At 44.5% G+C, this 12066-nt stretch carries 10 protein-coding genes; 5 read left to right on the forward strand and 5 right to left on the reverse strand.

The annotated features are described in order from the left end of the window. Window positions 1–7: 7 nt before the first annotated feature. Window positions 8–1336 (reverse strand): lipopolysaccharide biosynthesis protein, encoded by a 1329-nt coding sequence (locus tag CHRO_RS04915; RefSeq protein ID WP_015153075.1) that lies wholly within the window; start codon window positions 1334–1336, stop codon window positions 8–10. Between the two features lie 547 nt (window positions 1337–1883). Between CHRO_RS04915 and CHRO_RS04920 the strand changes: the two genes are divergently transcribed. The 3 genes from CHRO_RS04920 (at window position 1884) to CHRO_RS04930 (ending at window position 5326) form a co-directional block, all read left to right on the forward strand. Next, on the forward strand, window positions 1884–2648 hold the full coding sequence (locus CHRO_RS04920; protein ID WP_041462361.1) for a YebC/PmpR family DNA-binding transcriptional regulator: 765 nt from the start codon (window positions 1884–1886) through the stop codon (window positions 2646–2648). Between the two features lie 414 nt (window positions 2649–3062). Continuing rightward, window positions 3063–3908, forward strand: coding sequence for a phytanoyl-CoA dioxygenase family protein (locus tag CHRO_RS04925; RefSeq protein WP_015153077.1), 846 nt, complete (start codon window positions 3063–3065; stop codon window positions 3906–3908). A gap of 149 nt (window positions 3909–4057) precedes the next feature. Further along, complete coding sequence (locus tag CHRO_RS04930; RefSeq protein ID WP_015153078.1) at window positions 4058–5326, forward strand: FAD-dependent hydroxylase; 1269 nt, start codon at window positions 4058–4060, stop codon at window positions 5324–5326. Between the two features lie 27 nt (window positions 5327–5353). Here the strand turns inward: CHRO_RS04930 and cynS are convergent, their stop codons facing one another. Further along, a complete protein-coding gene (cynS, locus tag CHRO_RS04935) occupies window positions 5354–5791 on the reverse strand; it encodes a cyanase (protein WP_015153079.1) in 438 nt (145 codons plus the stop codon). Between the two features lie 759 nt (window positions 5792–6550). Here cynS and CHRO_RS04940 point away from each other — a divergent pair. Further along, window positions 6551–7459 (forward strand): phytanoyl-CoA dioxygenase family protein, encoded by a 909-nt coding sequence (locus tag CHRO_RS04940; RefSeq protein WP_015153080.1) that lies wholly within the window; start codon window positions 6551–6553, stop codon window positions 7457–7459. An 83-nt stretch (window positions 7460–7542) separates the two neighbouring features. Here the strand turns inward: CHRO_RS04940 and CHRO_RS04945 are convergent, their stop codons facing one another. Beyond that, window positions 7543–8739 carry a hypothetical protein gene (locus CHRO_RS04945; protein WP_015153081.1) on the reverse strand — a complete coding sequence of 399 codons (1197 nt, stop codon included), beginning with the start codon at window positions 8737–8739 and terminating at the stop codon, window positions 7543–7545. 260 nt (window positions 8740–8999) lie between these two features. Between CHRO_RS04945 and CHRO_RS04950 the strand changes: the two genes are divergently transcribed. Then, window positions 9000–10589, forward strand: a complete 1590-nt coding sequence (locus tag CHRO_RS04950) for a glycoside hydrolase family 57 protein (RefSeq protein WP_015153082.1) — start codon at window positions 9000–9002, stop codon at window positions 10587–10589. A 57-nt stretch (window positions 10590–10646) separates the two neighbouring features. Here CHRO_RS04950 and CHRO_RS04955 read toward each other — a convergent pair whose 3' ends face one another. Together CHRO_RS04955 and CHRO_RS04960 are read right to left on the reverse strand one after the other, a co-directional pair. Beyond that, window positions 10647–10874 (reverse strand): photosystem II protein, Psb35-related, encoded by a 228-nt coding sequence (locus CHRO_RS04955; protein WP_015153083.1) that lies wholly within the window; start codon window positions 10872–10874, stop codon window positions 10647–10649. 175 nt (window positions 10875–11049) lie between these two features. Continuing rightward, a complete protein-coding gene (locus tag CHRO_RS04960; protein ID WP_015153084.1) occupies window positions 11050–11817 on the reverse strand; it encodes a hypothetical protein in 768 nt (255 codons plus the stop codon). Between the last annotated feature and the right edge of the window lie 249 nt (window positions 11818–12066).

The raw sequence follows: 12066 nt of genomic DNA on the forward strand, positions 1-12066 counted from the left end.
GATCGCTTCACGTCCGATGCACCATTTTTTGCTTGAGTATGTAAAAATCCGATCGCTTTGCTAGCAAGCTTGGGGGTCGAACCTTTAACACGAGCGGATAGCAAGCCAAGACAAATAGGAGTCGGACTACGGTTGAACAGAGTAAAGCCCAACCCGCACCTTGCAATCCCAACCGAGGCACGAGTAATAACAGGAAGGGAACGCTCAGCCCCAAGCCAATTGTTTGCAGAAGTGTCACCGTTCCAGGTCTTCCTAATGCCATAAATGCCTGTGCCAGTATCCAGACGCTACCGTCAACCACAGTCATCACTACCAGAATGCGAAATACAGGGACAGCTCCCATAAACTCAGCACCGTAAAGCAAGTTGAGCAGCATCGGTCCTACTATAAATAAAATCGCAGCTGCCATAGTAGTTAGAGCCGTGCTGATACGCGCTGCCATCCCAGTTACAGCAACAACTTCTGCTATGGGACGAGCTGCTGTTTTAGGTAACAGCACTGTGACGATCGAATGCTGAAACAGATTCAGCATCCGGGATAAGCTCAGAGAAATCACATATTTTCCCATAGCTTCGGGTGCTAACAAATTGATCACTAGCGCTTGATCGACTTGTACTGATAGCGTACCGATTAGATCGATACCGTATGCCCTCAAACCATAACTCACCAGACGTTGGTAAGATTTTCTCAACCCGTCCAAACGGGGACGAAAGCGTTGCCATACGCAACGCGATAGCCAAAAAAATATCGGGAGACTGGGAAATGCATAAGCAATGACAGCAGTAAAAGGAGTGAGGTTGCCTGAAACTGCTAGTCCGGTCAAGATAGCTAACGTTGTTAGCGGTTGCAGATATTGTGCTTGATTGGCAGTTTTGAAATTGTAATCTGCTTCCAATGCTGCGGTATAAATAGTTGTCAGCATGATTATGGGCGACAGCACCATAAACCATTGAGCGTAGCGGATGACTTCTGGCGAATACTGAGTTAACCACTGCGGGATGAAAAGTATACCTGCGATCGCTGCCACTATACCTAATATCGTACCCAGGACGAGGGTAGCAGAAAAAATCTCTGATTCCTGCTCTGGATTGCGTTTGAGATAATAGCGTAAAGCAATTGGCAGTCCCAAAGTCATAGTAAAGGCTAAAAATTGGGGCCACAGAGCGATCGCTGCTTGTTCGCCTCGCCCATCAGGTCCCAAAATACGTGCTGTAATCGCACCCGTACATGTATTAGCAGCTAAAATCAATATCTTCGTCAGCAGTGTTTGCAAGGTAGCAGCAGTCGCGCCACGTCCCGCTAGTACCCAACGAACACTAGCACCTACAGTTTTCATCCATTCAACTCCAGTCTCATCAAAGCTCGAATTCTGTTTTTCTATTAATTCCTCTCAATATCGGGAATAAATAGTTAAAAAATGTCTGATTTGTGCTACGTCAAGACTAATTCTCCATCCGGCGAAAAATAGCTATTAATGGTTTCTGTTTGTCCATTGATGGCTACTTCAAAACATATTTTCAAAGGGTCTTGCCTCGACAACGGCATTTGTTAACGCTAATGGAGTAAGGGAACATTGTAAATTTAACCATAGATAGATGCAAAGAAATGTAAATGAGGAAAATAGTTTCTTCACAGTTTGGTCAGCACTGATTCTCATGGGTTAATTTATACATGCCTCGATCGCTAGGCTATTCCATTAGCATCTGTTACTGTGAAAAAAATAGTCTCTATTGCTACTTCACTCGCTAACATTATGTAGAGGTATTACATACAATGCCCGAGTCTCTTGTGGGCAGTGAGATTGAAGTATGGAAACAACGATCGAGAGTGATAATAGTCACAAGTTTTCCAACTTCAGACAGAGTGTGACGATAGAAGCAATTATGGCAGGACACAGTAAATGGGCGAACATTAAACGTCAAAAAGCAAGGGTTGATGCCGTCAAGGGGAAAACATTTACGCAATTGTCGCGGGCAATTATTGTGGCGGCGAGAAATGGCGTACCCGATCCGGCAGGAAATTTTCAGTTGCGAACAGCGATAGAGAAAGCCAAAGCAGCAGGCATTCCAAATGAAAATATCGAGCGAGCGATCGCTAAAGGCGCGGGTACGTATGAAGACTCTGCCAATTTAGAAGAAATCCGCTATGAAGGTTACGGTCCTGGTGGCGTGGCGATTTTGATTGAGGCTTTGACTGACAACCGCAACCGTACTGCTGCCGACTTGAGAGCTGCCTTTAGTAAAAATGGGGGAAATTTAGGTGAAACAGGCTGCGTTAGTTGGATGTTCGAGCGCAAAGGAGTCGCGCTGGTTTCTGGCAAAGTAGATGAAGACGAACTTTTAGAAGCATCTCTAGAAGGTGGCGCGCAATCCTATGAAATTAACGAGGATGAGCATGGGCGCTCGGCTGATGTGATGACAGAGATCGGCAATTTGGAAGCTCTAACTCAGAAGCTGAAAGAAAAAAGTTTTGTTGTAGACGAAGTAGAATTGCGTTGGATTCCCAGTAATACAATAGAAATTACTGACCCAGAACAGGCGCGATCGCTTTTGAAGTTAATCGATGCTTTAGAATCTTTGGATGACGTGCAGAACGCTACCGCTAACTTTGACATGAGCGATCGGTTAATTGCCATGAGCTTTGCTTAGTCTATAGCAGGGAGCGTACGAGCAGAGAGCTGAGCTTCTGAGCAGATGAAAAAGTTACACCACGAGCGCGACTTGCAGTCAAGAGACTTGCTGATAAAGAAAATTAATCGGGACGCACGGCTGCGCGTTCCGATTGAGTATGTATTTCACGTGTATCTCATTTAGCTAAAAGAGTCTATCAATCTTTCTGCACCTATACGGTAATGATTAATTAGTCAAGTGCCGCTTTGAGCGATTTTAGTGATAAGTCGTAAATCGTAAAAGCCTTTTTCAGATAAAAATATTGGCGATCGCTCTATCAATAGAGACGAGATCTATTTGGATCTAAAATATTTTCGCTACTTTGACAGATCCAAAGATTATAGTATTATTTTATACGCAAGTTCATTTCTTTCCATTTTAATCGTACGCCTAATGCTCAAGGAGATTGGATATAAGGTTTGGCAATTAAAAACTGAATTCATTTACAGACTAGCGTTAAAAAGATATGCCAAGTCACTGCCCGCACTTTCTCTAGCCGATCGACAAATTGTCGATCGGTTGCAGCAAGAGGGAGTTTACGTGACTTCTTTAGAAAAGTTGGGATTTGCTTCCACTCCACAGATGGTTGATGCTTGCAGCGAAGTTCTGTCTTGTACCGAACCCGAACGCGATCGGAGTGCGGCAAAATCTCCGCTTCAAATCTACACCCTATCAGAATTAACAGATTTCTCTTTATGGGGAAACGAACGGCGACTGCTTGACATCGTTCAAAACTATATCGGTCTACCAATTAAATTTCAAGGTATCCAGTTGCGACGAGAATTCAGTCACCCACAGCAGTTTGGCGCGATGCTATGGCATAAGGATGGAGACGATCGCCGCAGTATCAAAGTCATCATATATTTGAGTGATGTTGACCGAGAGCATGGACCTTTTGAATACATTCCTAAATCCGTCACTGCCGCTGCTTGGCTAAGATTTCGGATCGATTATCAGATTTTCCGCACGGGTTTTTCCGGTCTGAAAAATGAAAAGATGGAGCAATTCGTCCCTAGATCTGCATGGAAATCATGTGTTGGAGCTGCGGGTACAGTGATACTGGTCGATACTCACAGCGTTTTTCATCATGGTAGCCTACGTACAGCAGAGCGCTCGGCTCTGTTTTTTGTTTATACGGCTCGAAACCCAAAACGTCCAGATCTTTGCCGTCGGTATAGCCATCACTCCCATCCCAGACTGAATTTATCGCGCAACTCTCAAAACCTAAAACAGCAGTAAGCCCCGAAGTTTAACACTATCAAGCTTGCGTCCTCCGATCGCAGCTAACTGCTGACTTCTAACTGCATCATGACTTGCTTACCCTGCGGATTCGCGGCAAAATGAAGATAAGTAAATATTCTTAATCAACTCGATATACTTTGTTAGACATGGCGTTCGAGCAACTTTCGCAATCAGTTTCACCTCCGCAAGCGATCGCACCCAATAACGGTTTTGACTACGACTTGGCGATCGTCGGTGGTGGAATTGTGGGCTTAACCCTTGCCTGTGCCTTGAAAAATTCGGGGTTGAGGGTGGCACTCATTGAAGCAAAGCCATACTCCGTAGCAGCGATGAAGGGGCAAGCATACGCCGTTCACATGTCTTCGCGACTAATTTTATCGGCAATCGGTGTCTGGGATAAAATTCTGCCTGGAATTGAAACGTTTCACCATGTCAAACTTTCCGATGCCGATCGCCCCAACGTGGTAGAGTTCCATCCAAAAGATTTGGGGACAGAGGTTATCGGTTACGTTGCCGAACACCAAGCTTTATTAACGCCGCTACAGGAATTTTTGCACGAATGCTCCAACGTGGAGTATCTATGTCCGGTAGAGGTGGTGCGAACTGAGTTTCAATCGCATGGAGTCGAGCTGACACTCAATGTCTCAGGGAAGTCACGGCAGATCTGCACGCGGTTGTTAGTCGCAGCGGATGGGGCGCGATCGCGGATTCGCCAAAATGCGGGAATTAAAACCTGGGGCTGGCAGTACTGGCAGTCTTGTATTGTCGCTTTTGTCAAGCCTGAAAAACCCCACAACAACACAGCTTATGAAAAATTCTGGTCGAGTGGACCCTTTGCCATTCTACCTCTGCCAGGAAATCGCTGTCGTATTGTTTGGACTGCTCCTCATGCCGAAGCAAAAGCTTTATTGGAATTGGATGACGAGCGGTTTCTCGCCGAACTCACCCGCAGGTATGGCACTCAAATGGGAGAACTGCAACTAGAAGGCGATCGCTTTATGTTTCCGGTGCAGTTGATGCAAAGCGATCGGTATGTGTTGCCGCGTTTGGCACTGGTGGGCGATGCCGCTCACTGCTGTCATCCCGTGGGCGGACAAGGCTTGAATTTAGGAATTCGCGATGCTGCGGCTTTAGCTGAAGTGCTACAAACAGCCACTCGTCAAGGAGAAGATCTCGGCAGCTTGCAGGTACTCAAACGCTACGAACGCTGGCGCAAGCGAGAAAATTCAGTGGTTTTGGGTTTTACCGATTTATTAGATCGGACGTTTTCGAATAATTATTTACCCGTGGCGATCGCTCGTCAATTCGGCTTGTGGGTTTTGCGGCGCGTACCTATTGTCAAGCGATCTGCCTTACAACTCATGACTGGTTTAGGAGGACGTTTGCCTCAAGTAACAGTTATCAGTGACCAGTGAACAGTTATCAATTAGATAACTGAATTTTTACCACTTTTTATATGGTAAAAATTTTCCCGACATGATCACTTTGACGCGATCGCCTTTGGGGTCTTCTTCTTTCTCTACATCTAAAGTAAAGTCAATTGCGCTCATAATGCCATCGCCAAATTTTTCATGAATCACGCTTTTGAGTGGCATTCCATACACTTGCATGATTTCATAGAAGCGATATATGAGCGGATCTGTCGGTACGACTGGACCTAAACCTTTGAGCGGGCATTCTGTTAGTTCTGGTGCTAATGTCGTCGGTAGCCCAATCGCCGATAAAATCTTTTCTGCCTCTGCCTGAGAAGCACTAGCTTGACGGTAAAAGACTGCGGCAATCCAAACTTCATCCCTACCGACTGCTTTTTCTAAATCGACAAAGGACATCCCTTTTTCTTGTTTTGCTGCTAAGAGTTTTTGCGTAATTTCAGGCAGCATTTGTTTACCTCTTAATTGCTCGTTTGATGTAATTGTATCGATTGTTCTATTTGGTTTTTGTGATGAATTTTACTGAAAAATACAGGGATTGTGAAGCAAAAGTCAAAAAGAAAAGAACAGAGTTTTGATAGTTTTGCTCTCGACTACAAGGTAATTGCCCCTCTAAATCTTCCTAAATTGATTTCTGAAGTCATCTCGATCGCGATTCGATTTTCTAGCTGCCGCACTGCTTAATTTATGGTTTTGCACTTCAATTGCGATTTCTATTGCCTTAAATCACAGTGAAAAGTACAGCTAGAATTTACACGCCTTAATTACCGTAAATTACCGGATAGATTGAACTATTGTCTTTACAATATCTTATGATTTGTACCTGGAGCATTGGATTTATTTAAAAAGATCGTAAAGTTATCGGTATAGCTATTATTATTTTTTGGTAGTCTTTTATACTTACAGTGTTAGTCGTTTAACATTACTTATTGCTCATTTAACCCCGATTCTCATTGAGTAGGACGAAATTTCAGCGGCGGGATGTGTAGCCATAAATTAACACCTGACTCCGAATCTCCATCAAGCTAATATTTCAAAGCAATTCAGGAATGTCTGGGTTGGCACAACAACCTCATTTTGGTTCAATTTCATTGTGTTATGTTGCGTCACCTCTAAGCTAGATCGTACCGCTCAGAAGTAGTAGCAACAGGCAATCGTATTCTCTTGCCATGCAGTTCTTAGAAGATCGTAGGGAATTCACGAAAATAAATGATTTCACTAATTAATTCTCAAAAACTATGGCTGAAGTTGCAACGAAGGTTTTTACAATACTCGGCAATCTCGCTCAAGCAGCCGCAGTGGTTGCTGATGTTTGCATTTAGCCGCATTCAGATTATTCGTTTTTTGGTGTTGCACTTAACTAAAAAACCTATAAAAATTGATTTTCTTAAAGAAAATTCTGTTTTTACAGATCTCGATCCAGATCGGGCGGTTAAAGCTTTAAACAGCGATGGTTTGCATTTGGGGATTACGATCCCACCACATATACTCAAAGAGATTCTAGATTTTGCCAGAACAGCGACATACTACGGAAATGGAGACTTACAATTTCCGTTCTCGCTGGCGAATCGAAGAGTGCAAGAAATGAAATCTAGCAAAAGTTTTAGGATCGGCTACAATTTTGAGCCTACATCTCAATGTATGGCAATTAGGAAATTAGCAGAAGATCGGAAGCTGTGGGAAATTGCGGCAAAATATTTTGGCAGTCAACCAATGCTTGCCTGCACTCAGCTATGGTGGACTTTTGTGAACGATGCACCCGCTGAGGGTCGCGCTCAAGGTTTTTATCAGTTTCACTACGATCTGGAAGATTACACCTGTGTGAAATTCATGTTCTATCTCACAGATGTCGATTTGTTCGGTGGTCCCCACGTTTGTGTGAAAGGCAGTCATAGAAATAAAAAGCTAAGTCACCAGTTTTCGCTACTGAGAGAAAGAGAAGATAGTGAAATTAAAGAATATTACGGTGACAAAAATATCGCGACAATTTGCGATCGCGCTGGGGTTGGTTTTGCCGAAGATCCCTCCTGCTTCCATAAAGGAATTCTGCCTCAAAAGAGCGATCGGCTGATTTTAGAGTTTAAATTTACTCTCAATAACTACGGCATAATTTTGTAACCGTAGGGTGGGCATTGCCCACCAGATTTTTCAATCGCTCCGGCATAATTGTGTCACAGTAGGGTGGGCATTGCCTACCGTATTTAGGGAGTCTCCAACTTCGATTCAATCTGCTCTAAGTTCAGGTTAAATTTAGTCGCGATCGCCTGAATTATCCGGTCTTCTTCAGGTGTTTTGCGTTCGTCCAAGCGAGCGATGCGGCAGCACTGAGCCAATAAGGAAATCGCAAAGTCGCGGTTGAGCTGCTCTAAAAGCACCTCTAAAGGTTGGGGTGACTGAATATTTCTGGAGATTGCCTCTAAGGAAGAAGGACTGAGATTTAACTGCTTTAACTGTGGTTGGATTTCCGACCAAGTTTTTTCTGGGTGACTGGCGAGAATCATGTGGACTAAGATTCGATCCATTACCGCTTCTTGGGCGATCGCCGTTTCCAGATACTTTTTGCTTTGCTGTTCGAGTTGAGCAATTCCTGTTTTGGAGTTAAGGGTTTCTGGCGACTTCAATTTGGCTTCATAGAAGCGACACGCGGCGTATCCCAAGGAGTAAAGCATAGCAGCGTTAGAACTCGCGCCAATAAACGCTCCAGCAAAAGGGACGTTACGTAATACCCCTAAACCCGCTAGCCTTAGTAACCGACCGCCTCCCAGTCCCAAGCCAAAAATTGTTAATACCTCTCCTTTGCGGCTAGGGTCTTTTAAACTGAGTCCGTAGGCAGCAGCAATTTGATGCACCATTTCCGCTTGCAGTTGGGTGGTTGCAGCTAAATCGACTGCTAAAAGTGCCAGTGCTACCCCTGGCAAGAAACTGGTAGCAAGTCCTATACCCCCAGCACGGGTAGCTTTTTCCACCATAATTCGGTGAGCGATTTGTTCGGGAGACTCTTCGGGATGCTCTTGCTGTAGTTTTTTGACGGCTGCTTCTGCTTTGGCTAAATCTACACTGTCGGTTGCCCCAATCAACCAATTGAGGTTGAGGAAGCGACTAATCCGTCGCACGAACCAGTTATTCCCTACCCACTCGATCGCTTCTCCAGCTTTTGTCGTCGCTGGAGAGAGCCAATCGTGGACTTGTTGTAAAGCTGCTTCTGGCAGTTGGGCGATCGCTCCTACTGCTTGACCTAATGTCTTAGAAAAGGACGACAATTCACCAGCCGCTTTTTCTCTGGAAGCTGAGACTGGCTGCGCCTCCATTGCCTGATTGTTTTGAGAAGGCGTGACTTGCACTTTAACTTCTTCAACTGAGGCTGGCGATCGAGCTGGCTGTCGCGAATTATCGTCCATTGTTCACCACTGTTGAGACGAACTTTACCTGTTGTGGTTGTAACGAAAAAGCGATTGGCTTGCTATCCCCCTCAAGGTGTAAGATTCTATGGACTCTGCTAGGGGATCGATCTTTACCTAGAAATTTTAGATTTTCTTGTCATCTCGCACTTTTGCTACGCTTCCGATCCCGCTTTCGGCATAAAATTTGTTAAAGCGGCTTGACTTTCCCTGGTTCCTTCATTGCGATACCCGTTCACCTAACATTTCTAAATTTCATTATGGCTATTGGCTATGTCGCTCTTGTCCTCCACGCTCACCTACCCTTCGTGCGCCACCCAGAAAGTGACTACGTTCTGGAGGAAGAATGGCTTTATGAAGCGATCGCGGAAACCTACGTCCCTTTACTGCTGGTATTTGAAGGATTAAAACGAGACGGAATCGACTTTAAGATTACGATGAGCATGACACCCCCTTTGGTGTCAATGCTGCGCGATCCTCTACTCCAAGAACGGTTTGACGCTCATTTAGCTAAGCTGGAAGAGTTAGTGGAGCTAGAGGCAGAACGTAACGCTCACAACGGTCACATTCGCTACCTTGCCGAACATTACGTCAGTGAGTTCAATCAAATTCGCCAATATTGGGAACGCTTCAACGGCGATTTAGTCACGGCATTTAAGCAGTTTCAAGACAGCAACAACCTAGAAATCATCACTTGTGGCGCTACTCACGGCTACTTACCGTTGATGAAGATGTATCCCCAGGCAGTCTGGGCGCAGATTCAAGTCGCCTGCGAACACTACGAGCAAACTTTCGGACGACCTCCTAGAGGAATTTGGCTGCCTGAATGTGCATACTATGAGGGGTTAGAGCGAATGTTAGCCGATGCTGGCTTGCGCTACTTCCTCACCGATGGGCATGGAATTCTTTACGCCCGCCCTCGTCCTCGCTTTGGTTCTTACGCGCCCATATTTACCGAGACTGGGGTAGCTGCTTTCGGTCGCGACCACGAATCATCTCAGCAGGTTTGGTCTTCAGAAGTCGGTTATCCTGGCGCATCTGAATATCGCGAATTTTACAAAGATTTAGGTTGGGAAGCCGAGTATGAGTACATCAAGCCCTATATCATGCCCAACGGACAGCGGAAAAATACGGGGATTAAATACCATAAAATCACTGGTCGCGGTCTGGGGTTGAGCGATAAAGCACTCTATGACCCCTACTGGGCGCGGGAAAAGGCAGCAGAACACGCTGGCAACTTCATGTACAACCGCGAACAGCAGGCTCGACATTTACACGGCATTATGCACCGTCCGCCGATTATTGTCTCGCCCTATGATGCGGAGTTATTCGGGCATTGGTGGTATGAAGGTCCTTGGTTTATCGATTACCTATTCCGTAAGTCTTGGTATGACCAGCAGACTTATCAAATGACGCACTTAGCGGATTATTTACAGGAAAACCCGACTCAGCAAGTGTGTCGTCCTTCGCAATCGAGTTGGGGTTACAAGGGATTTCACGAATACTGGTTGAACGAGACCAATGCTTGGATTTATCCGCATCTCCACAAAGCCGCCGAACGAATGATCGAAATTGCCTACCGCGAACCCGTTGATGAGTTGGAATGGAAGGCGTTGAATCAGGCAGCGCGAGAGTTGTTACTAGCGCAGTCTTCCGACTGGGCGTTTATCATGCGAACGGGAACGATGGTTCCTTATGCGGTGAGAAGGACGCGATCGCACTTGATGCGCTTTAATAAGCTCTACGAGGATGTCAAAATCGGCAAAATCGACAGCGGCTGGTTGGAGAAGGTAGAACAAATGGATAATATCTTCCCCGAAATCAACTACCGAGTTTATCGTCCTTTGTAATTTATTTGCAATTTACACGTAGGGGCGCACAGATGTGCGCCCCTAAGGCGTTTAACATTAACCAGGTAAATTATTGCTCGTATAAGCATCCATCCGGTATGCCGGAGTGCGATCGCTGTAATCTATATCAGTACCAGTGATAGATTTGGCTAACTTTTCAAAAGACTTACTACGCCAGTTGCGATCGTGGATCGGTTTTCTTTGCTCTCCTAAAAAATATGCTTGGGTTCCGATGACAGAAGCTGCTACCCAACCGATTACCAATAGTGCAATTAGAATAGTCATCGCTGTTACCTCGCTTTAAGTTGTGTAACTTTATGTAAATAAAAGTAACAATATTTTGCAAAGAGTCTCAATACGTGCAAACCGAACATCAAGTAGGGAATTCCTCCCTATGACAGAGGGGCGTACAGATGTACGCCCCTCATTTCCGAATCGCAATTTCGTGTAGAAAAACAAATTAGGAAAACAAACTATATCTCTGTAACTGGTTTTCAATTGTTTTGGGCAAAATTTTATTTAATTCTTTACCGTCTTTAAATTGTAGAGTTTGTAAAGATGGTAAATCGAAGGGTAATTGTCCTTCTAAATCTCGCTGCATGTGTGCGAGTAAAATTTGCTCGGAACGTTTTGTTTGAATCGCATAGCCAATTTCTACACAAACATTAGGGCTAGGAATTAACTGATTGCTGTCCTCTTGAGAAATACTCGTAATTGGCGTACTATCGGCAATAAATAGTAAACTTTTACGAATGTTGAGCAGCATTTGGCGATTGAGTCGGAGCGGATTCTCTTTAGAACGATAAGATTCTACTAAGGATATAGGTAAGCGCGATCGCTTATTTAATGTTTCTAGGGCTTGTTGCAATCCTTCCCGCAAAACTTCGCTAGCTGCGCTATATTCTATTTGGTAAGATAAAAAAATTGTCGGGTCTTGTAGAGCAGATACCGCTTGCTTAGTAAAGTAAATTTCGTGACTGATTAAGTCAATATTCGAGATAACGTAACCACCGCTACCCTCAATATAAAACTCGACAGCCTCTCCTTCTAAATAGCGCTGAAACCATGCCGATTTTTTAACTTCCTCGCTGTCGTTTAAAAAATCAGCTCTCAATCCCGATTTCAACAGACTATTCTTACTCAATCGCAAATCGTGAGTGCGTTTTTCTAATTCTTTAACTGGCTCGTATTTTTCTAGAAACCAAGCTTTGAGCGCAATGATTGCCATTCTCGATTTAACCGTAAAACAATAACACCCAAGCTAGCACTAGCTGAGGAATTTCCTCTGTCTTTCAAGCTTAGGTAGGGATATTCTGAACTCTACCTTACTAATACTAGTAAATTAATACTAGTATAGCAAGCTCGGATATATTGCCCCCTATTTGCGCGTATTTGAGGAAATATCAACCTGTGAGTTGGGTGTTATTTTTATTCGATCGGACAGAAGAGAAATCAGCAGTTCTTGTTTACCTCTTAA

Source organism: Chroococcidiopsis thermalis PCC 7203, from assembly GCF_000317125.1.
Taxonomy (GTDB): domain Bacteria; phylum Cyanobacteriota; class Cyanobacteriia; order Cyanobacteriales; family Chroococcidiopsidaceae; genus Chroococcidiopsis; species Chroococcidiopsis thermalis.